We start from the raw sequence: 22,582 nt of genomic DNA on the forward strand, positions 1-22,582 counted from the left end.
GACCGAGGAGAGCTACGGGATGAGGGCAGGAGGGCGCGTGGCGTTGTGGGTGACACTGGCCATGGGGTTGGCGTGTCGCTCGCGCGCGACGACGGAGGCGGACGCGGATGCGGGAGCGGGGACGCGGGTGGCGACGGTCAACGCGACGCTGCCCGCGTGCGAGGTGCTGCTGCCCTCGGACGTGCGCGAGTCCATGCTGCCGGGCTTCACGATGAAGGAGGACCGGGCGTGTCCGACGTGCGGTCCGCTGTGCACGTTCCGCTCGGCGTCGGAGAAGGACGTCACGGTGTCGGTGACGTGGGACTGCAAGCCGCACTATTCACAAGCGGACACGCAGGCGCTGTTGCAGCCGACGTTGAACCTGGGCGGCGAGGAGATTCCGGCGCTCGGCAAGGCGGCGGCGCGCAGGGCTCCGGCGCAGGGGATGTTGCAGGTGATGGCGTGGGATGACGACACGCCGTGCGCGCTCATCGTCACGTGGCTCGGGGGCTCGCCGGAGCAGGCGCTGGACGTGGCCCGCCTCGCGCTCGGCGCCACGCGTCCGGACTCCTTCCGCGCACCGCCACCACCGGAGCCCGAGCTGGACTCCGGGACGAATTGATCTGGCAAGAAATCATGGCTTTCCAGTTGGATGCGGCCCTCTCCCTGGAGAAGCCAAGATGCTTCGCCTCATCCTTCGCGGCTGGCCTGCACTTCTACTGACCCCGACCCTGCTGGCTGGAGGCTGCGCTCATGCCCCGCGGCCCGAGCGTCGCATCTACGTCATTGCTGAAGACTGGTCGGGCTTTGGTGGCTCTGGTTCACGTGACTGCGATGCCGAACACGTCGCGTGCTTCGACCGATGCTGGAACTCCACTCCACCCCTGAGAAGCATCAAGCCCGGCACCGGCAAGCATCATGAGTACTGCACGGAGAAATGCCGCGAGGCCTATATGGACTGTACCCAGGCAGCGGAGCAGTCCGCGAGACGCCCTCAACCGACAACACTTCGGTTCTCCAGCATGGAGAGCGCCATCGACTGGCTCGGCGAACACAAGACCGAGGTGCTCATCGGCACCGTCGTGGTCGTCGCTGGCGTTGCGTTCATCATCTCGACGGGAGGCAGTGGCGCGCTGGTCCTCGCGCCGCTCGCGCTCTAACCCTAGAAAAGAGCAAGACGCACCATGACGACTCCCAAGAACTTCGACATGGAGACGACGCTGCGCCTCCTCGACGAGGCCGGTGGCCATTACGAGCCTGGGTCCAAGGAGGACGAGGCCCTCCAACTGGCTGGCATCGCCCTGCTCTATCTCAGACACACGCATCAGATGGATGCGTTCCTCCAGTATCGAGCAGAGTTCTCGGACCCGGCCTCCGAGGTTCGCGTCACCCAGGACTTCGCGACACGAGCACTGGCGGATGAATGGCTCGCCAGCGGAGCGGGTTCACACGGAGAACTCGTGCGTATCGTGGGACAGGGCTTCCAGGTCGTGGTCCTCCCCACGGGAAAGCGATTCCTCCGGACACCGCTCCCCGAGGAACTGGGCACGCCCCGCCCCTGACGAGCCGCGCACACCTCACAGCGTGCGCAGGTACTCCACCAGGTCGTCGACCTCGGTCTCGGTGAGGTCCGCGGTGGTGCCGTGCTTGTTGGACTCACGTCCCTGCATCAGCCGGCCCTTGAGTGACAGCGCGCTGCCGTCGTGCAGGTACGGCGCCGTGCGCGCCAGACCCAACAGCGACGGCGTGTTCAACCCGCGCTTGCGCGTGTTGTCGTCGTCGCGCATTGGCCCCGTGGTGATGAAGGTCCCCACGTCCGCCTGCTTGTTGTTCGTGAAGTGCTCGCCCTCGTGACACGTGTCACACGCGGCCTTCTTGAACACCTGCTCACCCCGCGCCTGCGCCGCCGTCAGCGCCGAGCCCCGATACGGATTGTCCGGCGTGGGAATCACGTCGATGAACGCGGACAGCTGCGCCACCATCACCCCATCCAGCGACGTGCCGCCCATCCGCCCTCGCACCGTCGCGTCCAGGAAGTCCCTCATCGAGGGGAACTCTCCGCTCCAGTGGAACGGCCCCGTCTCGGTCACCTTCCGCCCCGCCAGGCTCGGCGTCTGACGCGGCCCGTCCGGGAAGCCCCACACGTGTCCGTCATCCCGCCCGTCCAGGTGACACGACGCACACGACGCCGCCACCCCCGCACTCGTCATCCGTGAATCCAACGCCGAGTAGAACAGCTTGCGCCCCGCCGCCTCCTGCGCCGTCAGCACGTCCTCCCCCACCACCGGAATCGGCGCCCCCTGCGTGCGCACGTTCGCCACGTTCCCCGAGCCGTCGTTCACCAGCGTCGTCACCGTGTGGTCGAACGCGTTGTAGACGTACACCTTGCGCCCGTCCCGCGTCATCGCGATGCCGCTGGGCCCCGAGCCCACTCGCACCAACTGCCGCACCGTGCTGGCCCGCTCCCCCGTCAAGTCCAGCCCCGTGCGCCGCTGCGTCGGGAGGACCGCCACGTTGTCCGTCTCGCGGTTCACCAGGAACAGCCACTGCCCCGACGGGTCCACCACCGCCGCCACCGGCCCCTGGATGGGGTGACTCGACTCCGGGCTGACGATGGTCGACGGCGGGAAGTCCGGCTCCTCGCTCGGCGGCGGCCGACACCGGTCCAGGTCATCCACCCGGGGCGAGCCGTCCTCCGTGTTGAACGTCAACAGGCCCGGCGCCACCACGCCCGCCGTGTTGCACGGCCCACCTCCACCGTAGAGCGAGCCCCCAGGGCCCCGGCCATCACTGGTGAGCGAGTCCTCGCGCGCCCACAAGGTCGGCGCGAAGGCCCGCGCGCCCTCCGGCGACACCACCACGTCCGCCATGCCCCTCGGACGGAAGAGCGCGTTCGACAAGGGCATGGGAAACGGCTCATCCGCCGCCATGCCCTGCTGCGTATTCGCCCGCGTGTACAGGTCCGTGCCCTCACGCTGCATGCGCGGCTGGTGCGCGTCCGACAGGTCCACCGTCACCAGGTCCGCGTGCCGGAACAGACTGACGAGCGCCCGGCGCCCACCGTCCACCAGCGCGACGCCGCGCGGCTCCTCGCCCACCGGCAACTCCCAGCGCACCTCCAACGTGCGCGTGTCCACGGCCATCAACGTGCCGTACACCGAGGAGTCCAGCGCCGTGCTGTTCACCACGTAGAGCGTGTCCCCGTTGGGAGACACCGTCATGCCCATGGGCTCCACGCCCACCGCCACCCGCGCGGCCTCGTTCCAGTCACCCCGACGGATGACGGACACGCTGCGGGCTCCACGGTTGGAGACGTAGACGGTGTCGTCCGGGCCCACCACCACCCGCTCCGGCCCGGTGCCGACCTTCACCTCGCCCACCTTCTGTCCGCTCGCGGTCTCCACCACGGCGAGCACGCCGGTGTCCGCGTCCACCACGTACAGGAAGGCGTCATCCCGGCTGAGCGCCACCGAGCCCGAGGCGTTGGTCCACGCCGCTCCCGTGGAGCGGTCCTCGCACGCACACAGCCCGAGCGCCGCCGCCAGGACTCCGGCCAGAAGGTGCCGCTTCATGAAGCCTCCTCTCGCGTCCCCCGACGGGACCCCCATCCACCGTGTCTCATCGTCGGAGATGCCGCGCTGTGTCGAAGGGGGAGGACACGCCCGGCCCTGGTCGCTCGCCTCCCCCGCGAGCCCGCCATGCTTGCACCAGACCCCCCGCGAAGTCGATGGCCTCCCGGGGCGGACTCCGGGTGCCGGACAGACGGCCTCGCCGCCCCCCAGGATGAAACGCCACGAGCGTGTGGCACCGGGTGGGAGTAAAGGAGTAGGACGTGTCCCGTTCGTCCTCCGTCATCCTGAGCTTCCGGCGCACCTTCGCGCTGCTCATCATCCTGGTGGTGCTGCCCTCCGCGGGCCTGTCCGGCTTCGGCGTGGTGGCCATCATCAACGAGCGCGCCGCGGTGGAGAAGCGCCTGGAGGCCGCGTGGCGCGGGACGCTGGAGACGCTCTCCCAGGAGCTGCCCCGTCAGCTCGCCGAGGCCCGGCTCGAGCAGGAGGCCGGCACCCTGCGCCTGGAGGCCGCCGACGGCCGCATCCTCTCCGAGCCCGACGGCACCTTCCAGTTGGAGGGCGGCCGCGCCATCACCGAGGACCCCCAGCTCGCCGAGGCCCTGGGCACCGTGCTGCCAGAGGTCGGCTCGCTCCCCGAGGCCCCCACCTTCTTCTCCCTGTCCACCGGTGGACGCTCCGTCGTCGTCGTGGCCGAGCGTGACGGCGCCGTCGTGCGCGGCGTGCGCCTGTCCGTGCGCGCCCTGGAGACGCTGATGACGGAGCAGGTGGAGCCACGCACCGTGTCCAGCGAGCCGGTGCGCTTCGGCCTCATGCCCGTGCCCCGGGAGTCCCCCACCGAGGGTGGCCTCATGGGCAAGCTCGTGTCCGAGGTGGCCCAGGCTCGCGCGAGCGCGCTGGGTCCCCAGGTGCTCGCCGAGCGCGTGCTGTCCCCGCCCCTCCAGGACTTCCGGCTGGTGGTGCTGCCCACCGGCGAGGACCCCGTGGCCCGCGCCTCCACGCGCAACCGCGCCGTGTACGGCGTGCTCCTGGGGCTCTTCTACCTGACGCTCACCTTCGGCGTCGCCTACACCGGCCGCGTGCTGTACCGCGAAGCGCGGCTGTCGCGCATGAAGACGGACTTCGTGTCCCTGGTGAGCCACGAGCTGCGCACGCCGCTCACCTCCATCCGCATGTTCATCGAGACGCTCGCCCTGGGACGCCTCAAGGACCCGGCGCAGATGCAGGAGGTGCTCACCCTGCTGACGCGCGAGACGGAGCGGCTGTCCATCTTCATCGAGCGGGTGCTGGACTGGTCGCGCATCGAGGGCGGACGCAAGGTGTACCAGCGCGAGCCCATGCCGGTGACGGACGTGGTGGACACCGCCGTGTCCGCCTTCCGCGCCCAGCGGCTGGAGGGCGGCGTGGACCTGAAGGTGGACGTGGCCAATGACTTGCCGCGCGTGGACGTGGACAAGGAAGCCGTCGCGGGCGCGCTGCTCAACCTGCTGCAGAATGCCTACAAGTACAGCGGGCCGGCGGACCGGCGCATCCAGCTGAGCGCGCACCGCTCCGGCCGGTGGATTGACCTGGCGGTGGAGGACAACGGCGTGGGAATCGCTCCGAAGGAACGCAAGCGCATCTTCGAGCGCTTCTACCGGGTGGACAACCTGCTGACGCGAAAGACGGAGGGCAGCGGGCTGGGGCTGGCCATCGCCCGGCGTATCATCGAGGCGCACGGCGGACGCATCGCCGTGAAGAGCGAGCTGGGCCGTGGCAGCCGGTTCACCATCCACCTTCCGGTGCAGAAGGCATGAGCGACACGACGCGGCGCATCCTGGTGGTGGAGGATGACCTGTCCATCCTCACCGGCCTCTCCATGAACCTGCGCTTCGAGGGCTACGAGGTGCTCCAGGCCCAGGACGGCCGCACCGGCCTGCAGCGCGCGCTGGACGACAACCCGGACCTGATGGTGCTGGATTTGATGCTCCCGGAGCTCAACGGCTTCGAGCTGCTCAAGGAGCTGCGCCAGCGCGGCCGCGACACCCCCGTCGTCGTCCTGTCCGCCAAGGGCATGGAGACCGACAAGATTCTGGGCCTCAACCTGGGCGCGGACGACTACGTGGTGAAGCCCTTCGGCCTCCAGGAGCTGCTGGCGCGAATCAAGGCCGTGCTGCGCCGGCGCTACCCGACGCTGGGGGCCGCGCCGCCGGTGACGTTCGGCGACGTCAGCGTGGACATGAACGCGCGCACCGTGGCCCGGAGCGGCGCGGCCGTGGAGCTCACCGCGCAGGAGTTCAAGCTGCTGGCGCACTTCCTGGCGCACCCGGAGCGCACCTTCACCCGCGAGGAGCTCCTGTCCGGCGCGTGGGGCTACCACTACGAGGGCAGCGCGCGCACGGTGGACAACTTCATGCGCCAGCTGCGCCTGAAGTTCGAGCCGAACCCCGAGGAGCCCCGCCACTTCGTCACCGTCCGGGGCCTGGGCTACCGCTTCGAGAAGTAGCCCTTCGGGCTCACGGCCCCGCCACGCCGATGTGGCGCGAGTCCTCCAGGTCGAAGGGCTTGCCGTCGAAGCGCCCGTAGCGCTCGCGCGGGATGAAGCCCGCGGCGTTGAGGGCCGCGTCCAGCTCCTGGGGCGAGAAGTGCCGCAGCTTGAGCCGGCGGATGGGGCTGGGCACGCCCGGCTGCTTGCGCTCGCGCAGGTGCAGGGCGAACAGCGGGCGGCGCGGCTCGAGGCCCGCGTTGGGCTCCTCGTCATCGCGCGGGAGCACCGGCTCGCGCGGCGTGTTGAGCACGTCGTAGACGAAGGTGCCGTCGGGCGTGAGGTGGTGGCGCACCGTCGCGAGGAACGCCTCCAAATCGTCGTTGCCCGGCATCAACCCCAGGGCGTGCTGGGGGGCGAGGACGAGCGGGAAGCGGTCCGGCATCCGGAGCGCCCTGGGGTCCGCGACGAGGAAGCGGGCGCGGTTGGAGACCTCCGTGGGCTCCGAGGCGCGGCGCTCCTCGGCGGAGCGGATCATCACCTCGGAGGGGTCCACGCCCACCGCGGTGTAGCCGTGCTCGGCCAGGGCCCAGACCACCCGGCCGTTGGCGGCGCCCAGGACCAACACTGGCGCGCCGTGCTCGGCCGCCTGCCGCGTGTAGAAGAGGAGGTCCGGCTCCTGGCCCACCAGGGACAGCGGTGTGCGACCTCGCGCGTCGTTCCCACCCATGGAGGCAAGCCACTAGCACGTTTGCTGGGGTCTTCGGGACAGCGACTTGCCCTGGGAGGGCAGCCGATTGCCCATCCGCTGTCCGGGAGCGGACGAAGGGCGGCTTGGAGCGGCGGTAAACCCTGGCATCGGCCTTGCGATGCAGGTGCCCGGACGACGGTCGCCCATCCGGGGCGGTCCGGGTTTCGCGGGGTGGATGCGGATGACGCGGGGATGGCGCTGGGCGGGTGCGCTCTTCATGGCGGGCGCGATGTGGACCGTGGCGGGTTGCGACTCCAAGAGCGGCGACGAGTCGCAGCAGGACAACCCAGGCATGGACGACCCGGGCCCACCGCCCGAGCGTCCGGGCCCCTCGGACGGGACGGACGCGGGCACGCCGGACGGCGGAGGTGGCGAGCCCACCGAGCCCGACGCCGGGACGCCCCCGGAGCCCGACGCGGGCACGCCCACCGAGCCGGATGCGGGGACGCCGGATGGCGGTGGCGGTCCGACGACGCCGGACCCGCGCGCGGACGCGGAGATTCCCCCGCTGCCCTCGGCGTCCGGCTGGCGCTTCTACGGCGCGGACCAGGGCGGCCCGCTCACCGTGTACGGCGTGAGCGCCGACGAGGCGGGCAACATCTGGGTGGCCGGCGGCGAGGAGGGCCTGTTCCTGCTCAAGCGCGGCGCGGAGCGCTTCGTGCGCTACGGCATGGAGGACGGCCTGCGTCCGTACGGGTACATGGACGACGGCAGCACGCCGCCGGGCGCCAAGTACCTGAAGGTCATCTCCGTGGCGGGTGGCAAGGCGGGCACCGTCTTCGTCGGCTACGAGGGCATGCCTGGCAAGGGCTCCGAGCACTGCGAGAACAACTGGGACGGCCCCAGCCCCGACCCCGCGCGCTACAAGAGCGGTGACGCGGACAAGGTGTCGCTCAACGGCGACGGCACGCTGGACGTCATCCACTACGACATCTTCTCCGGCCCCAACGTGGTGGCCGCGGAGCGCCGCGGGCGCGAGAAGCTCTGCAACATCCTGCGGCTGCGCTACGACAAGCACACCAACAGCATCTGGTTCGGCGGCAACCACGGCTTCGCGCGCGGCAACGCGGAGTTCCAGGGCGCGCCCATGTGCAACGGCCAGCTCAACTGCACCGGCGTGTTCGAGCACGTGCACCCGCACGTCAACGCGCTGGACGCCAACGGCCGGGTGATTCTGCTGACGGACGCGTACTACGGCGTGGCGGTGGACCCGGGCGGCGACGTCTGGTTCGGCGGCTCGGACCGCACCACGCGCTTCCGCTACGGCACGCTGGGCGGCAACTTCTGGCGCGCGCAGACGGGCTCGGAGAACGACTCCAGCAACAAGCTGGATTTGTGGCCGGACGCCAAGCCCGAGTACTCGAAGCCCGCCGAGCGCGTGCCGGACAACATCTCCGGCGCGGTGGTGGCCAACGACGGCACGGTGTGGCTGAGCTCCTTCAGCAACGGCCTGGTGCGCATCGACGCGAACGGCGCGGTGCTGGGGCACCTGAGCAAGGGCTCGGGGCTGGTGGACAAGTACCTGTCCGCGCTCGGCAAGGACCCGTCCGACGGCAGCATCTGGACGGGCGCGTCGTGGGGCGGCGGCCTGTCGCGCGTCAAGGGCGGCAACATCACGAACCATGGCCTGGACGTGTTCGGTCGCCGCTACGGGATGTCCCGGGTCAGCGACATCCAGGCGGATGCTTCCGGCGGTGGCCGGCGGATGCTGGTGTCCTTCCTGGGCTACCAGGACACCACCACCCAGAAGTGGGTGGCGGGGGTCATCGGCATCTATGAAGGGAACTGAGTCGGGCCCGCGCCTCGTGTCCCGATGAAGGCACGCGGCGGCCGTCCTCCTCGGGGGCCGGTCGCCGCGTGGTTAATTTCCGCGGAAGGCCGCGCGCTACTTCGCAGGCAGCGCGCGGTGCTTCTCGAAGAGGGCCTGCTGACGGCTGACCAGCGGCACCTGCCGCCCCGCCAGCCACATGCCCACCGGCCGCGTGGCCGACTCCAGCGGGTCTCCGTTCCACAGCACCACGTCCGCCGTCGCTCCCGGGGCCAGCCGCCCCACCGGCAGGTTGAGCGCGTCCGCGACGTTCGACGTCATCGCCTTGAGCGCCTCGGTGTGCGGCAGGCCCCAGGCCACCGCGTTGCCCGCCTCCTGCGCCAGCGTGCGCACCATGCCGGGCTCGCCCAGCACGGAGAACAGCACCTTCACGCCCGCCGCGCCGAGCAGCGCCGACGCATCCAGCCGGCTGTTCAGCCGGTCGAAGTCCAGGGGCAGGTTCTGCGTGGGCTGCAGAATCACCGGCACCTTCGCGTCCGCCAGCTCCTTCGCCACCAGCCACGCCTCGCTGGCTCCGGCGATGACGAGCTTCAGGTTGTACTCGCGCGCGAGCGTCAGCGCGGCCCGGATGTCCGACGCCTTCTGCGCCACCATCACCACCGGCAGCGTGCCCGCGAGCACCGGCTGCAGCGCCTCCAAATCCAACCGGCTCGCGCCCACGTCGCGCATGCGCCGCTGCTCGAAGTCACCCTTGCGCCGGCCGTACTCGCGCGCGTCCGACAGCACCTCGCGCAGCCGCTCCAGCACCAGCGCCCGCGAGCCCGACACCGCGTCCCGCCCGCCGATGCCCAGGCTGAGGTGCATCGCCAGGGGCGTGCGCCGAATCGCGCCGTCCATCGACACGAGCGCGCTCTGTCCCGAGATGAGCCCGCCATGCTGCACCGTCAGCGCGCTGGTGACACCGCCCAGCCGCGCCACCGCGAACGCGGCGGAGACCGGGTTGACGTCCTCCGCGGACACCAGCGCCGCGCGCACGTCGCGCTTCGCCGCCTCGCCGCGCAGCCCGTCGTCCTGCGTCGACACCTCCGCGCCCACCTCCACCAACCCGAGCTGCGTGAGCGGGTCCACCAGCCCCGGCGTCAGCACGCGGCCCTTGCCCTCCACCGCGCGGCAGTTGGACGGCACCGCGCCGCCCTCGCCCTGCTGTCGCACGCTGGAGACCTTGCCGCCGTCCACCACCACCGTGGCGCCCTTCACCCAGGCGGTGCCCGTGAAGGCCGTCACGCCCTGGAACACGGTGCAGGACTCGGTGCCCAGCGCCAGGGGCTGCGCGCACTCGCGCGTCTTCGTCACGTCGCAGCGCTCGGTGAGGCCCAGGTCCGACAGCGACGGCACCGGCGCGGACGCGGCCACCAGCTTCGCCGGGCCCTGTGCCATCTCGCCCACCTCGAAGTCGCTCGCCTCCACCGCGCCTTCGGCGGCGTCGAACGTCACCACGCCGTCCGCCCACACCCGCTGGGCCCGCGCGTAGACGCTCAGCGGGTGGCCCTTCCACAGCACCACGTCCGCCATCTTCCCCGGCTCCAGCGAGCCGGTGACACCCTCCACGCCCATCACCCACGCGGCGTTCAGCGTCACCCAGCGCAGCGCCTCCTCCTCCGGAATCGGGATGCCCGACTCCCGCGCGCGCCACATCGCCTTGCCCGCCTCCTGGTTCAGCCGCTGGATGCCATAGGCGGAGTCGGAGTGGATGACGGCCTTGCCGCCCACCTGCGACACCAGGCCCGCGTTCTCCGGGATGCCGTCCCACGCCTCCAACTTGAAGCCCCACCAGTCCGCCCACGTCGCCACCGCCACGCCCTTGGCGGCCAGGCTGTCGCGGACCTTGTAGGCCTCCAGCGCGTGATGGAAGGCGCGGATGGTGTAGCCCGCCTCCTGGGCCACCTGGAGCATCACCTCCATCTCGTCCGCGCGGTAGCAGTGGTTCTGCACGAGCAGGTTGCCGCGCAGCACCTCCGCGAGCGTCTCCAGCTTCAAGTCGCGCATCGGCTCCGGCCCCGCCTCGTCCGGGCTCTTCTCCTTCTTCTTCGTCCACTCGTCCCGCTTGGCCATGTAGTCGCGGGCCTGGGCGAAGGCCTGCCGGTAGCCGGCCACGTTGGCCATGCGGGTGGCGGGCGCCATGTTGCGCCCCGCGCCGTAGACGCGCCGGGGGTTCTCACCGCACGCCATCTTCAGCGCGTCCTTCGCCCCCGGGAAGCGGACCTCCGCCGCCGAGCGACCGAAGTGCAGCTTCACCGGGAAGCCCCGGCCGCCAATCAGGTTGGCGCTCCCGGGCAGCACCAACAGGGACGTGACACCGCCCGCCGCGGCGCGGCGGAGCCCGGGGTCCTGCGGCCAGAACGAGTGCTCCGCGGAGACCTCCGCCGTCACCGGCGCGGTGGCCTCGTTGCCATCCGAGTTGGAGAAGGACTCGGGCGACGCATAGACGCCCAGGTGGCTGTGGGCGTCGATGATGCCCGGGGTGACGTAGAGGCCGGTGCCGTCCACCTCCTCGGCGCCTGGGGGACTCGTGACCTCGGCGTTGCGCCCCACCGCCGTCAGCTTGCCGTCCACCCAGGCCACCGCGCCGTCCTCGATGGCCGGGCCGGAGGCGGGCAGCACCATGGCGTGGCGCACCACCACCGCGCGCGGCTGTTTCCAGACGCGCGTGGGCCCGGAGGGCGCCTCGGCGGGGGTGGTGGGGGTGGGAGCCCGCGGCGCGGTGGCGCAGGCGGAGGCCAGCAGCAGGAGCAGGGAGGAGGAGCGCATGGGGGTGGCCCGTCGTATCACGGCCCCCTGGGGCTCCAACCATGCCCGGTCGGCTGGAGGGCGGGCTGAACCCCACCCGACAGGAAGTCACCTCGCGACGAGAAGCCGTCTAGAATCCCCGCCCGGTCATGCCCCCTCTGCCCCCAGCCCCCATCCCCTCGCACACCGTCATCAACGCGCGAGGCCAGGGTGAGCGACTCTCCGCGCAGCAATTCCACCTCGTCCTCCTCGACACCGAGCGCGCCGGCACCGTCTTCCCGCTCGCCAACGAAGCGCTGCGCGTCGGCAAGGCGCCCGACAACGACGTCGTCATCGACCACCCCACGGTGAGCCGCAACCACCTGGTGGTGCGCCGGCAGGGAGACCGCTTCCTCGTCCAGGACCTGGGCTCCACCAACGGCACCTTCCTGGACGGCGCCCAGGTGCGCGAGGCGTACCTGCGGCCCGGCGCGCTGCTCGAGGTGGGCGATGTCCGCCTGCGCTTCAGCCCGCAGCTGGCCCCCGTGCAGGTGGAGCCCACGCTGGAGGACCGGCTGGGAGACTTGGTGGGCCGCAGCCTGCCGATGCGGCAGATCTTCGCCCTGCTCCAGCGCATCGCGCCCACGGACTCGACGCTGCTGCTCGTGGGGGAGACGGGCTCCGGCAAGGGCGCCGCGGCCAAGGCCATCCACAAGTTGAGCCCCCGCACGTCCGGGCCGCTCGTCGTCTTCGACTGCGCCAGCGTCTCCGACTCCCTCATCGAGAGCGAGCTGTTCGGCCACGAGAAGGGGGCGTTCACCGGCGCCGTCAGCCAGCGCATCGGCTGTCTGGAGCGCGCCAACGGCGGCACGCTGTTCCTCGACGAAATCGACGACCTGGCGCTGGACCTCCAGCCCAAGCTGCTGCGGGCGATTGAAGACCGCGAGTTCCGCCGGCTCGGCGCCTCCACGCCCATCTCGTTCGACGCGCGCATCGTCGTCGCGAGCAAGAAGGACCTCTGGGCCGAGACGCAGGCGGGCCGCTTCCGCGAGGACCTCTACTTCCGCCTCTCCGTGTTCACCGTCAGCCTGCCGCCCCTGAGAGACCGCAAGGAGGACATCCCGCTGCTGGTGGACGCCTTCGCGGGCGAGGGCCTGTGGCTGCGGCTGCCGGAGAAGATTCGCGAGCAGTTCAACGGACACACCTGGCCGGGCAACGTGCGCGAGCTGCGCAACGCGCTCGAGCGCGCGCGACACATGGTGGACATCCCGGAGCTGGCCGGAGACGCGCTCCTGCGAGAGTTCACCCGCGAGCCCCCCGCCCCCGCCGGCGACTTCCTGCCCGCCGAGTTCACCGGCCCGTTCAAGGTGTGCAAGGACGAGCTCATCCGCGCCTTCGAGCGCGAGTACCTCACGCGCCTGTTGGGCCGCGCCAAGGGCAACATCGCCCGCGCCGCTCGCGAGGCGGAGCTGGACCGCAAGCACCTCTACTCGCTGCTCCACAAGTACGGGCTGGTGCAGAGCGAAGGCGACTGACGCATCACCGGGCCGGAGCGCACGCGGGGTCGAGCAGCTCCGGCCGGTACTCGAAGTGCATCGTGTCGTAGTGGTACCAGCGGCCTCCCCAGATGAAGCCCTCCGCCTCGAAGGCGTCCACCAGGGCCTGGGGGATGGCGTTGCGCCAGCGCACCGGCTTTCGAGGCCTCTGCCATTCCCAGTAGTGCGAGCGCGCGACGTTCAGGTCGATGGAGACGCCGTACGAGTGGGCGCTGCGCCGGTTCGTGTTCGCGATGTTGCGCCAGACGAACGTGCCGCCCACGCCCTGGAGATAGGGCTTGAGCGATGCGTCCTTGGCGACGAGTGAGGCCAGCCGGGCGCTGACGCGCTCGAAGGCGGGCGCGGCCTTCCGGTTCACCTTCAAGGGCTGGCCCAGGAAGTCGATGGGGACGACGTCCACCTGCTCCCGGGCGGCGCCGTAGGTGGCCTCGAACAGCGGCTCGAAGCGGATGCGGCCGGGGTCCTCGTCCTCGCCCGTCACCGGGGTGATGGCCCCCTGGCGATAGGGAATGGACAGCGTGTCCTCCAGGTCCGGGGACTCCAGCTTGCGGGCGAACGACTTCGTCTGTCCGTCGTCGAACAGGAAGGAGCGCCCGTCGGGCAACGAGAAGCCCCAGCCGGAGTCGAGCCGCGCGGGCGTCAGCACCGGATACCACCGGGCCAGACACGCGAGCGCCGCGGGTGGCGCAGCGGCGTCACGAGGCTGCGTGCGCGTCCCGCCGTCGACGGGCTCCGCGGCGTGCACCGGCAGGGACAGGAGCCACGCGGCGAAGGCCTGTGGCAACAAGCGCGGGAAAGGCATCCTCCACATCCTCGCACCTCCGAGGGCTGGGAAGTGCTGTCCATCGGATGAAACCGGGAACGCGGTGTGCCGAGGAAATCCGACGTGGCATGGTGTGTCTGCCTTCGCAGTCCTTCCATCCCCCCAGGAGGGTTCATGATGAAGCGTCCGTCTCCCTGGCTCGCCGTGCTGTGCGCCGGTTTCATCTCGATGCACGCGACCGGCTGCTTCGGCAGCTTCAAGCTCACGCAGAAAATCTGGCAGTTCAACAAGAACATCTCGGGCGAGAAGTTCTTGCAGTGGCTGATGTTCCTCGTGCTCGTCATCGTGCCCGTGTACCAACTGGGCACGCTCATCGACGCGCTCGTCATCAACAGCATCGAGTTCTGGAGCGGCAACAACCCCGTGTCCAGCGTGGACGGCGAGGACGACGGCACCCGCGTGGTGCGCCTGAGCCCCACGGACGTGCTGCGCATGTCGCGCGACGCCAAGAGCGGCGTGATGAAGCTGGAGCTGGAGCGCGAGGGCCAGGAGCCCGTCATCCGCTACTTCGAGCCGCTGGAGGACGGCATGGCGGTTCGCGACGACGCGGGCGCGCTGCTCATCCGCGCGGAGGGCGCGGCGGACGGCGCGGTGACGGTGACGGACGCGGCGGGCAAGACGCTGACGGTGCACGGCGGAGAGGCGCTGGCGCTCGCGCGGCGCATCTACGAGGAGGGCGGCGCCACGGCGCTCGCCCGTCACACCGTGGACCAGGCCCGCGTCTCCCAGGGGCTCGCGCTCAACACCTGCGCGGCCCCCTGACAGCCGACGCGAGGCGACGCCCGGACCTCCGAGCGTCGCCTCTGCTTCCGTCCTACGGAGGCGTGCCCGCGTCGAGCGGCTCGCCCTCTTCCGGCCCGAAGCCCGCGTCGCGCGCCTCGGAGGAGAACGTCCCCTCCAGGCTGCGACCGGCGCCGTAGCCGTCACCCTTCTTGAAGGACATGGAGAAGTCCCCGCGCGTCGCCTCGCCGGGGTTGCCTCCCGACTCCAGCTGCAAGTCGCCCTTCTCCACCGGCGCGAAGACCCGCGCCGGCTCACCCGCGTTGAGGTGCACCACCGTGGCGCGCGCCACGCCCGACGGCGTCGTGCCGGCCAGGTTCACCTTCGCGCCGGGCCGCAAATCCAACCCCTCCGTGGACACGGTGAGTCGCACCACCAGGTCCACGTCCAGGTCGTTGTTGCGGAAGTAGCTCACCTGCAGCGCCTCCGCGTTGCGCAGTATCTCCACCCGCGACACCTCGAGCGGGAAGAGCTCCGACACGCTGCCGGACAACGAGTTGTCCGGACGCGCGCACGCGAGCATCCCCGCGCCCGAGACCAGCCCGGAGAGCGTCAGCGCCGCGAGGGCGCGGACCGCGCTCCTCATTGCTCCACCGCCAGACGCAGGACACCCTTCTTGGAAGGCGCCATCACCGGCAGCCGGTACAACACCACGCGCTTGCCCGTGGACAGGTAGGCGAGCTTCGGAGACCACGCGCCGTCCTCGTCCACCACCGTCTCACGCCAGATGCCGCCGATGCGCGTGCTGATGAGGAGCCGGTCCTCCGTGGGGTTGCAGCCCGTGTCGTTGTTCCCCGACTCGGACGAGCAGAAGTAGTGCGCGATGGAGGGGTCGTGGTTGATGGGGTCGAACGCGAGCGACGGATACCAGCCACCCGTGCCACGGCCGAACACCGGGTCCGGCGAGGACCACTCGCCCTTCGTGTTGCAGCTCGTCGCCGTGGGGCTCGGGCAGTCCAGGTACAGCAGCACGTCGCCGCGCGACGAGGAGCCTCGGTTCTGCACCGCGATGCCGAAGACGCGCTGCTCCGCGTCGTACGCCATGCTCGGGCCCAGCTGCGTGTTGCCGATGCTCTCCGCCGTGGCGACCTCCACCGGAGCACCCCACGCCACCCCGTCCGCCGCGCGCCGCTGGAACACCACCCCGGCGCCCGTCGCCTGCGCGCCCTCCTTCACGTAGTCGTGCACCACCGCCGGCTGCGCGCCCGCCATGATGAGCCCGATGTGTCCGCCGTAGCCCGCCTTGGTGTCACCCGACGCCGCCACCATGCGGAACACCCAGCTGGACGGAGGACCGCCGCTCGCCAGCTCCAGGTCCGCCGACTCCCAGTCCTGTCGCCCGAAGTTGCCGTTGTGACCGTCGCGGTACGCGATGAGCGCCTGGCTGCCCGAGAACACGATGGACGAGTTGAGCCCCACCAGGAAGCCCACGTCGCTCAGCGGGTTGTTGATGGCCGCCGCGTTGGAGCGCGTGGCGACGATGCTCTCGGTCCACACGCCCGCCGCCGAGCGGTAGGACACCGCCAGGTCGCTCTGCAGCCAGAACGTGGAGTTGTCGCGCCCACCGCCCAGATACGACACCGCCGGCTGGCCGTTGGCGCCGAAGGCCACCGACACGCCGTACACCCGCTGCACGGTGGCGATCTTCTCCACGGGCCCGAGCACGCCCGCGTCGAACTCGCGGTAGCGCAGGTCGTAGTTCGTCTCGCTCCCCGTCACCGTCCCGTTGTTCACGAAGTACACCATGCCGATGCGGTCGTTCGGCCCCACCGCCATGGCGATGTTGGAGATGGGATTGAACTCGCTCGGGTCCGCGTCCACCTCCAGCTTGGTGAACGTCTCCGTCGTTCCCCCGCCGCCATCCGGGCGCCCCGCGTCCGGGTTGTCCGGCTTCGAGTCCTTGCCGCAGCCCATCGCCAGCGCCAATCCCAGTGCCCAGGCATGACGTCTCATCTTGGTCTCCTTGCGTTTCCGGCCGTGCACAACGTTGCGTCGCATCCTAGTTCACCCACGCACCCGAGGGAGCAGACGAGCTGCGCGCATCCAGACACGCGCCAAGCACGCCATGCTGGGTTACGCTTCCGCGCCTATGTCCCGTGCGCGTCCTGCTCGTCGGCGCCTGTCCCGGCGCTCCTTCATCCAGCGGCTGAGCTTCCTCGGCGGAGGCGTGGTGTTGCTCGGGCCCCTGGCGTGCAAGCGCTCCTCCGAGGAGCCCAGGCCCGCGAAGGACACCGGCCCGCTGGGCACCACCCCCGGCGGGCGTGAAACCCACACCTTCTCCTCCTTCGAGTTCGCCGTCGTGGCCGCCGCCACCGAGCGCATCCTCCCCAAGGACGAGGACCCGGGCGCGCTCGACGCGGACGTGCCCGTCTACATCGACCGCATCCTCCAGACACCCGCGATGCAGCCCATGCGCGACGACTTCATGACGGGGCTCGCCGCGCTGGAGCACCGCTCGCAGCGCATGTTCCAGAAGGGCTTCGCGTCGCTCACGCCCGCACAGCAGGATGAGCTGCTCACGCTCTTCAAGGACAGCCCGCCCAGGAGCGGCGAGGCGCACTTCCTGGAGCTGCTCACCGTGCTGACGTTGGAGGGCTTCCTGGGAGACCCGTCCTACGGCGGCAACAAGGGCAAGGTGGGCTGGCGGCTGATGGGCTTCGACACGGTGGGCACCGTGGCGATGGCGCCCCCCGAGGGCTACGACGGCCCGAAGTGCCTGCGCGAGTGCGGGGTTCACAAGTGAGCCTGCCCGAGGTGGATGTCTGCATCATCGGCAGCGGCGCGGGCGGTGCCCCCATGGCGCTGGAGCTGGGCCGCGCGGGCTTCAAGGTGGTGGTGCTGGAGAAGGGGCCGCACTACCGGCCGCAGGACTTCGTCCACGACGAAATCCTCAACAGCCGCCGCAACTTCTTCATGCCGCTGCCCTGGGAGGAGCCGCACCTGGTGCGCAAGGGCGCGCAGGGCAAGTACGAGCGCAGCACCGCGGCGTGGACCGCCAACTGCGTGGGCGGCGGCACCGTGCACATGAGCGGCTTCTTCTACCGCCTCAAGCCGATGGACTTCCGGCTGCGCACCACGCTGGGCGCGGTGCCGGGCAGCACGCTCGCGGACTGGCCCATCTCCTACGAGGAGTTCGCGCCCTTCTACGACAAGGCCGAGGCGGAGCTGGGCGTGTCCGGACAGGCCGTGCCGCACCCCTTCGCCGAACCGCGAAGCGGCCCCTACCCGCTGCCCCCGCTGGACGTGCACCCGGTGGCGTCGGAGCTCGACAAGGTCTGCCAGGCCATGGGCTGGCACTCGATTCCCACCGCGCGGGGCATCATCAGCCGCCCGTACAAGGGCCGCGCGCCGTGCGCGTACTGCGCGCTGTGCGGAAGCTACGGCTGTGAGATGGGCGCCAAGAGCGGCACCAACGCGAGCCTCATCCCCGCCGCCGTCGCCACCGGCAACGTGCAGGTGCGCCCCGGCTGCATGGCGCGCACGGTGGAGGTGGACAAGAAGGGGCGCGCGAAGAGCGTCGTCTACCTGGACGCGGACGGCGTGGCCCAGGAGCAGCCCGCCAAGGTCATCGTCGTGTCCGCCACCGCGGTGGAGAGCGCGCGGCTGTTGCTCAACTCCACGTCCAAGCGCTTCCCCCGGGGCCTGGCCAACGGCAACGGGCTGGTGGGCAAGAACCTCATCTTCAGCTCGTTCGGCGAGTCGCAGGCGACGTTCCGCCTGTCGAAGCAGGCGGACAAGCGCCCGTGGTTGAAAGACCCCGGGCCCTTCGTCAACCGCAGCATCCAGGACTTCTACCTGATGCCCGACGCGCGCTTCGGCTTCCGCAAGGGCGGCACGCTGGGCTTCATGTGGACGCACCCCAATCCCATCCACGCGGCGTCGGGGCTGGCGGGCAGCGGCGCGTCCGCGGTCTTCGGCAAGGAGCTCAAGGACCGCATGCGCGCGTACCGCGACTCGCGCATCCTCCTGTTCGAGGTCTACGCCGAATACCTCCCCACGCAGGGCAGCTACGTGAGCGTGGAGGGCGACGTGAAGGACAAGTACGGCATCCCCGTGGCCACCATCACCGTGGAGCGTCACCCCATGGACCTGGCGGCGACGCGCTTCCTCGTCGAGCGCGGCGAGGAGGTGCTGCTGCGGATGGAGCCGGACTCGCTCGAGCGCAAGAGCGTCTCCGGGGAGACCACCATCCTCCAGCACGGCACCTGCCGCTTCGGTGATGACCCGGCCCAGTCCGTGCTCGACCGCCACTGCCGCGCGCACGAGGTGGACAACCTCTACGTCGTGGACGGCAGCTTCATGCCCACCGGCGGCAGCGTGCCCTCCACGCTGACCATCGCCGCCAACAGCTTCCGGGTGGCCAGTCACCTGGTGCGCACGCTGAAACAAGGCGTCTCCTCGGGCGGCTAGCGATTGCGCAGGGGCGTCACGTCCACCTTCACGGCGTAGCGCGCCTGCATGTCGGACTCGAACTCGATGAGGTGGTCTCCCACGCCGGTGAGCTCCGCCTCGCGCGTGAAGACGCTGAACTTCTCCATCGAGTCGAGCACCGCGCGCCCGTCCGCCGCGGAGCGGATGCGCGCCCGGCAGCCCTCCTCGTGGAAGATGACCACCGTCTCCTCGCCCGCCGCGGTGACCTCATCCAGGTAGAAGCTCACCTTGATGTGAGACGCCTCCGGCACCTGCACGATGAACTGACTGCGGCCGGGGAAGCGACCCTCCGAATAGCCTTCCTCTCCCAGGATGCAGCCGGCGACGCGGCCACACACGGGCCACGACTCATCACACACATCCTTCACACGCGGACCGATGAAGTCGTCGCGAGTGTCTCCGCATCCCACCGCCAGCAACGTGAGCAGGAATGCACCGACGCTCTGGGCCTTACGACAGAACACTGTTACAACATTCATCATCATCGACCCTCTAGCGAGGAGTGAACGTCCATGCGACTGCACACCCCGTGGCTCCCCATTCTCTTCTTCTCACTCGCCGCCTGCGGCGAAGGTGCCGAGGAGCTCCCCAAGGCCCCGCAGCTCATCTCCGACCGCGACGAGATGGCTTTCGACCAGGAGTTCCGCTCCGGAACCTACGTCGGAACCACGGGGTTCAACTCCGTCCAGGTGAAGAACATGGGCGAGGATACGCTGGATGTCTCCAGCATCGCCCTCTCCGGCCCGAATGTCTTCACCCTGAAGCTCTCCAAGGATGGACAGGACCTCAATCCCCAGGAGGCCTTCCAGGTGAAGTCCAAGGAGCGCTTCTTCGTCGAGGTGACGTTCCGCCCCCGCGAGGCCCAGCAGTATCAGGGCGCGCTCATCATCAAGTCGAACGCGGCGAACCTCCCCGAGAAGAGCATCACGCTCAACGGGCTGGGCATCGCGCCTCCCTGAGACACGTTGACGGGCGGCCCTGGCCGCCCCCTCCCCCCTGGCGCCGTGCCCCCGCCTGCCCGCCAGGGTTTGCACCGCGAGGCCCTGCCCCGAGCTTCGCGCGCCCGCACCGGTTGCAATGACTTGCATGCCGCCCGCCCCGTCTCCCCGGGGCCGGACGCGCGAGTCATCCCGGACGCCCTCTTCATGGCCAGACATGGCGTGCCAGCATGGGGAGACACCCCGCCTGGGCGGGAGTCGCGCCCGCCGGACGCGAGGGCCTCCGAGCGCCCACCCGGAGGTGGGCCCCCGCCCCTCACGACGCTCAGGGCTGGCGCGTGAAGACACAGCCACCGCTCGGCGGAGCCACGCCGCCATCCGGGTCCGTGCCCGCGTCCGCGGGCCCCGGGCACTGCGTGGAGACACCGCCGTCCCGCGTATAGGATTGCGGGTAGTCGGCGTAGCCGGTGCGCAGCGTGTAGTTCACCTGCTCGTAGGAGTTGCGCTCGGCGGCGGACACGTCCACGCGCATCTTCCCGCCGCGCACGAAGCGCCCCTCCAAGCAGCCGCAGGCATACGGCGCCAGCGTGACGACGGTGGAGTTGGGCCGCTCCTCCAGCGTGTACAGCGGCTGCAAGCTGTTGACAGTCGCGCTCGCCGGCGTGTGCCAGGCCCGCAGCGCATCCGAGCGGTAGCCCAGCGTGAGCCCCTGGTTGCGGCTGCCCGCGCGCACCACCGCGCAGTTCTCGATGCCCGCGTCCGGCGTCGCCGGGGCGTCGCCGTCACAGAAGGTCAAATCCAACGCGAGCCCGTGCGGCGTGCCACCGTCCGCCGACTTCGCCACCTCCCACTGCACCAGCCACGCGCGGTCCTCCGGCGAGGGCACGGTGGGGAGCGTGAACAGGTACGAGTCCACGTCGGACGGCACCGCGTCGTAGTCCATGGGGCCGCGCACGCCGCGGCCATTCACCCGGTCATCACCGCTGCGCAGCCGGCCATAGCCGTGGGACAGCCTGCCGCTGACGGTGTACTCGGCGGTGTCCGGCGGCGCGGGGAACGCGCTGGTGGAGGCCATGGCCTTGGTCACCACCTGCTCGACGCCGCCCGAGTACCGGCCCTGCTCATCCGCGTCCTCCTCGCGCCACGTCACCACCAGGTCGTAGTCCTTGTCGTCCGCCCAGCCCACGCCGTTGTCCTGGACGTTGAAGAGGTATCGCTTCTCCCCGGTGAACGCCGGCACCGGGATGACGCCCCGGAAGTTGCTCAGGTTCACGAAGCGCGGGTTCTCCGACACCTCCTCGCGCAGCGAGTGCAGGCACATGGGCGCCGGCAAGTCCGTGCGCCGGCAGTAGTCCTGCACCAGCGGGGCGATGTCCGGGTTCTCCCCGTAGCCCTTCGGGCACTCGGCGTTGTCGGAGAGGCACGCGGTGCGCCACGCCTCGATGTTGGCGCCCTTGGACACCAGCGTGAAGACGAGCACCTGACGGTCCGGGATGTCCGGCAGCGGCGGGAAGCGGCCACCCTCGCTCTTGGCGACCAGGTGGTAGTGCAGCCGCGTGGGCACGGCGGAGGCGGGCAGCTTCACCTCGTACCAGTCCTCATCGCCGATGTAGCCCAGGCGCCCCGTGAAGGTCGTCGTCGCGCCCGCGGGAATCGTCGTGGCCAGGTCCTGCGCCGGAGCGGTCAGCCCACGCGCCAGCGCGTCCGCCACCTTGTCGTTGCCCACGACGACGCCGTCCACCACCCGCGTGTCCTGCGGGTCGGCCTCATCCAGCACCCGGATGTCCACCTGATAGGCCTGCTGGATGTCCCCCGCCGCGGTGTCCCGGTCGCTGATACCCCGGTAGCCGCGCACCACGAGCATCCACTTGCCGCCGTGGTTCGCCGCCTTCACCTTGCGCGCCGTGGCCAGCACGCCGGGCCGCACGCCGGGCCGCACCTGGTCCTCGTCCTCCTTCTCCTCCTTGGTGAGGAAGCCGGGACGCAGGAGCTGGTACGACAGCCGCCAGTTGGGCACGGCGCCCTGGTCCGGCGCGGTGAGGCCCACGTAGAGCACCTTTCCCTGCGGCACGTCGAAGGTGAAGCGGTCCACGTCGTTGTCCGTGGCCAGGTAGCCGGTGGCCGTGCCCGTGAGCGCCCCGCCCTGCGCGGCCAGCGCCACCGGCGTGGCGGCCGCCATGGCGTCGTTGGGCTCGTTGGTGTCCGGGTTCTCGGTGATGCGCGCCGTCAGCCGGTAGGGGCTGCGCGCATCGAACTTGGGCTGCGAGACGACGTCCGGCGAGTCCTGCACCAGCACCAGCAGCGTCTTGCCCGCCAGGTCCGCGCGCAGGGGCAGCACCATGTCCACCGGCTTGGGCGCGCCCTGACCGTGCTTGTCGTCCTTCTTCGCGAGCGCCGCCTCCTTGCCGTCCGGCAGCGTCTCCAGCACGGTGAGCGACAGCTGCACCGCGGTGCTGGAGGCCACGTAGACGCCATTGAGGTTGAGCAGCGTGCGCGCGGTGGTGTTGGCGGGCAGGACGATGCGGTACCAGTCCTGGTCGCCCTCGCGCTGCGCGCCCTCCTTGGCCAGGAAGCGCTCGAGCGTCTCGCCCGGCTTGAGCTCGCACTCGTCCAGCGTCAGCGCCTCCTCGCGGCTGTTGCAGACATCCACCACCGCCACGGTGCCGGCGTCCTCCTTGTCATCCCCCTTGGAGGAGCAGGCGGCGGCGAGGGCGAGCAGCGCGAGGGACAGCAGTCGGGCTTGGGTCTTCATGGCAG

19 protein-coding genes are annotated in these 22,582 nt (G+C 70.5%); 11 read left to right on the plus strand and 8 right to left on the minus strand.

All coding sequences use genetic code 11. The features are described from left to right. Positions 1-19 precede the first annotated feature (19 nt). Genes LXT21_RS05760 through LXT21_RS05770 form a run of 3 tightly spaced genes read left to right on the plus strand, consistent with a single transcriptional unit; the run spans position 20 to position 1,541 of the window. On the plus strand, positions 20-601 hold the full coding sequence (locus LXT21_RS05760) for a hypothetical protein (protein WP_254037082.1): 582 nt from the start codon (positions 20-22) through the stop codon (positions 599-601). Between the two features lie 58 nt (positions 602-659). Further along, the gene (locus LXT21_RS05765; RefSeq protein WP_254037083.1) at positions 660-1,139 is read left to right on the plus strand and encodes a hypothetical protein; all 480 of its coding nucleotides are present in this window, start codon (positions 660-662) and stop codon (positions 1,137-1,139) included. A gap of 24 nt (positions 1,140-1,163) precedes the next feature. Beyond that, positions 1,164-1,541 (plus strand): hypothetical protein, encoded by a 378-nt coding sequence (locus LXT21_RS05770; protein WP_254037084.1) that lies wholly within the window; start codon positions 1,164-1,166, stop codon positions 1,539-1,541. A 15-nt stretch (positions 1,542-1,556) separates the two neighbouring features. Here the strand turns inward: LXT21_RS05770 and LXT21_RS05775 are convergent, their stop codons facing one another. Then, complete coding sequence (locus tag LXT21_RS05775; RefSeq protein WP_254037085.1) at positions 1,557-3,551, minus strand: c-type cytochrome; 1,995 nt, start codon at positions 3,549-3,551, stop codon at positions 1,557-1,559. Positions 3,552-3,811: 260 nt separating this feature from the next. Here LXT21_RS05775 and LXT21_RS05780 point away from each other — a divergent pair, with 260 nt between their 5' ends. Together LXT21_RS05780 and LXT21_RS05785 are read left to right on the plus strand one after the other, a co-directional pair. Then, complete coding sequence (locus LXT21_RS05780; RefSeq protein WP_254037086.1) at positions 3,812-5,344, plus strand: sensor histidine kinase; 1,533 nt, start codon at positions 3,812-3,814, stop codon at positions 5,342-5,344. Beyond that, positions 5,341-6,033: a response regulator transcription factor gene (locus LXT21_RS05785; protein ID WP_254037087.1), complete on the plus strand. Its 693-nt coding sequence runs from the start codon at positions 5,341-5,343 to the stop codon at positions 6,031-6,033. Before LXT21_RS05780 ends, LXT21_RS05785 begins: the two co-directional genes overlap by 4 nt. 10 nt (positions 6,034-6,043) lie before the next feature. Here LXT21_RS05785 and LXT21_RS05790 read toward each other — a convergent pair whose 3' ends face one another. Beyond that, entirely contained in the window at positions 6,044-6,742 is a 699-nt protein-coding gene (locus LXT21_RS05790; RefSeq protein WP_254037088.1) for a class I SAM-dependent methyltransferase, read from the minus strand. A 202-nt stretch (positions 6,743-6,944) separates the two neighbouring features. On the opposite strand from LXT21_RS05790, the gene LXT21_RS05795 reads away from it, so the two are divergent. Then, a complete protein-coding gene (locus tag LXT21_RS05795; protein WP_254037089.1) occupies positions 6,945-8,552 on the plus strand; it encodes a ligand-binding sensor domain-containing protein in 1,608 nt (535 codons plus the stop codon). Between the two features lie 96 nt (positions 8,553-8,648). On the opposite strand, the gene LXT21_RS05800 is transcribed toward LXT21_RS05795, so the two are convergent. Further along, positions 8,649-11,339 carry an amidohydrolase family protein gene (locus LXT21_RS05800; protein WP_254037090.1) on the minus strand — a complete coding sequence of 897 codons (2,691 nt, stop codon included), beginning with the start codon at positions 11,337-11,339 and terminating at the stop codon, positions 8,649-8,651. 128 nt (positions 11,340-11,467) lie between these two features. Here LXT21_RS05800 and LXT21_RS05805 point away from each other — a divergent pair, with 128 nt between their 5' ends. After that, positions 11,468-12,832, plus strand: a complete 1,365-nt coding sequence (locus tag LXT21_RS05805; RefSeq protein WP_254037091.1) for a sigma 54-interacting transcriptional regulator — start codon at positions 11,468-11,470, stop codon at positions 12,830-12,832. A 4-nt stretch (positions 12,833-12,836) separates the two neighbouring features. Here LXT21_RS05805 and LXT21_RS05810 read toward each other — a convergent pair whose 3' ends face one another. Continuing rightward, positions 12,837-13,655 (minus strand): M15 family metallopeptidase, encoded by an 819-nt coding sequence (locus LXT21_RS05810; protein WP_254037092.1) that lies wholly within the window; start codon positions 13,653-13,655, stop codon positions 12,837-12,839. Between the two features lie 138 nt (positions 13,656-13,793). Here LXT21_RS05810 and LXT21_RS05815 point away from each other — a divergent pair, with 138 nt between their 5' ends. After that, complete coding sequence (locus tag LXT21_RS05815; protein ID WP_254037755.1) at positions 13,794-14,438, plus strand: DUF3332 domain-containing protein; 645 nt, start codon at positions 13,794-13,796, stop codon at positions 14,436-14,438. A gap of 52 nt (positions 14,439-14,490) precedes the next feature. Here LXT21_RS05815 and LXT21_RS05820 read toward each other — a convergent pair whose 3' ends face one another. Both LXT21_RS05820 and LXT21_RS05825 read right to left on the minus strand, forming a co-directional pair. After that, on the minus strand, positions 14,491-15,042 hold the full coding sequence (locus LXT21_RS05820; RefSeq protein WP_254037093.1) for a hypothetical protein: 552 nt from the start codon (positions 15,040-15,042) through the stop codon (positions 14,491-14,493). Then, complete coding sequence (locus LXT21_RS05825; protein ID WP_254037094.1) at positions 15,039-16,409, minus strand: hypothetical protein; 1,371 nt, start codon at positions 16,407-16,409, stop codon at positions 15,039-15,041. Before LXT21_RS05825 ends, LXT21_RS05820 begins: the two co-directional genes overlap by 4 nt. 136 nt (positions 16,410-16,545) lie before the next feature. On the opposite strand from LXT21_RS05825, the gene LXT21_RS05830 reads away from it, so the two are divergent. Together LXT21_RS05830 and LXT21_RS05835 are read left to right on the plus strand one after the other, a co-directional pair. Further along, the gene (locus tag LXT21_RS05830) at positions 16,546-17,199 is read left to right on the plus strand and encodes a gluconate 2-dehydrogenase subunit 3 family protein (RefSeq protein WP_254037095.1); all 654 of its coding nucleotides are present in this window, start codon (positions 16,546-16,548) and stop codon (positions 17,197-17,199) included. After that, on the plus strand, positions 17,196-18,866 hold the full coding sequence (locus tag LXT21_RS05835; protein WP_254037096.1) for a GMC family oxidoreductase: 1,671 nt from the start codon (positions 17,196-17,198) through the stop codon (positions 18,864-18,866). The genes LXT21_RS05830 and LXT21_RS05835 overlap by 4 nt, the downstream gene beginning before the upstream one ends. Here LXT21_RS05835 and LXT21_RS05840 read toward each other — a convergent pair. Then, entirely contained in the window at positions 18,863-19,372 is a 510-nt protein-coding gene (locus LXT21_RS05840; protein ID WP_254037097.1) for a hypothetical protein, read from the minus strand. The two genes, LXT21_RS05835 and LXT21_RS05840, sit on opposite strands and share 4 nt — an antisense overlap. 27 nt (positions 19,373-19,399) lie before the next feature. Here LXT21_RS05840 and LXT21_RS05845 point away from each other — a divergent pair, with 27 nt between their 5' ends. Next, the gene (locus LXT21_RS05845) at positions 19,400-19,846 is read left to right on the plus strand and encodes a hypothetical protein (protein WP_254037098.1); all 447 of its coding nucleotides are present in this window, start codon (positions 19,400-19,402) and stop codon (positions 19,844-19,846) included. A gap of 304 nt (positions 19,847-20,150) precedes the next feature. Here the strand turns inward: LXT21_RS05845 and LXT21_RS05850 are convergent, their stop codons facing one another. Further along, positions 20,151-22,577 (minus strand): hypothetical protein, encoded by a 2,427-nt coding sequence (locus LXT21_RS05850; protein WP_254037099.1) that lies wholly within the window; start codon positions 22,575-22,577, stop codon positions 20,151-20,153. Positions 22,578-22,582: the final 5 nt, after the last annotated feature.

The organism is Myxococcus guangdongensis (assembly GCF_024198255.1).
Lineage (GTDB): Bacteria > Myxococcota > Myxococcia > Myxococcales > Myxococcaceae > Myxococcus > Myxococcus guangdongensis.

Bases quoted from the DNA above. Each gene is read 5' to 3' on its own strand.
- LXT21_RS05760 (WP_254037082.1), top strand. From the start codon at position 20: ATGAGGGCAGGAGGGCGCGTGGCGTTGTGGGTGACACTGGCCATGGGG.
- LXT21_RS05765 (WP_254037083.1), top strand. From the start codon at position 660: ATGCTTCGCCTCATCCTTCGCGGCTGGCCTGCACTTCTACTGACCCCG.
- LXT21_RS05770 (WP_254037084.1), top strand. From the start codon at position 1,164: ATGACGACTCCCAAGAACTTCGACATGGAGACGACGCTGCGCCTCCTC.
- LXT21_RS05775 (WP_254037085.1), bottom strand. From the start codon at position 3,551: ATGAAGCGGCACCTTCTGGCCGGAGTCCTGGCGGCGGCGCTCGGGCTG.
- LXT21_RS05785 (WP_254037087.1), top strand. From the start codon at position 5,341: ATGAGCGACACGACGCGGCGCATCCTGGTGGTGGAGGATGACCTGTCC.
- LXT21_RS05790 (WP_254037088.1), bottom strand. From the start codon at position 6,742: ATGGGTGGGAACGACGCGCGAGGTCGCACACCGCTGTCCCTGGTGGGC.
- LXT21_RS05795 (WP_254037089.1), top strand. From the start codon at position 6,945: ATGACGCGGGGATGGCGCTGGGCGGGTGCGCTCTTCATGGCGGGCGCG.
- LXT21_RS05800 (WP_254037090.1), bottom strand. From the start codon at position 11,339: ATGCGCTCCTCCTCCCTGCTCCTGCTGCTGGCCTCCGCCTGCGCCACC.
- LXT21_RS05805 (WP_254037091.1), top strand. From the start codon at position 11,468: ATGCCCCCTCTGCCCCCAGCCCCCATCCCCTCGCACACCGTCATCAAC.
- LXT21_RS05810 (WP_254037092.1), bottom strand. From the start codon at position 13,655: ATGCCTTTCCCGCGCTTGTTGCCACAGGCCTTCGCCGCGTGGCTCCTG.
- LXT21_RS05815 (WP_254037755.1), top strand. From the start codon at position 13,794: ATGAAGCGTCCGTCTCCCTGGCTCGCCGTGCTGTGCGCCGGTTTCATC.
- LXT21_RS05820 (WP_254037093.1), bottom strand. From the start codon at position 15,042: ATGAGGAGCGCGGTCCGCGCCCTCGCGGCGCTGACGCTCTCCGGGCTG.
- LXT21_RS05825 (WP_254037094.1), bottom strand. From the start codon at position 16,409: ATGAGACGTCATGCCTGGGCACTGGGATTGGCGCTGGCGATGGGCTGC.
- LXT21_RS05830 (WP_254037095.1), top strand. From the start codon at position 16,546: ATGTCCCGTGCGCGTCCTGCTCGTCGGCGCCTGTCCCGGCGCTCCTTC.
- LXT21_RS05840 (WP_254037097.1), bottom strand. From the start codon at position 19,372: ATGATGATGAATGTTGTAACAGTGTTCTGTCGTAAGGCCCAGAGCGTC.
- LXT21_RS05845 (WP_254037098.1), top strand. From the start codon at position 19,400: ATGCGACTGCACACCCCGTGGCTCCCCATTCTCTTCTTCTCACTCGCC.
- LXT21_RS05850 (WP_254037099.1), bottom strand. From the start codon at position 22,577: ATGAAGACCCAAGCCCGACTGCTGTCCCTCGCGCTGCTCGCCCTCGCC.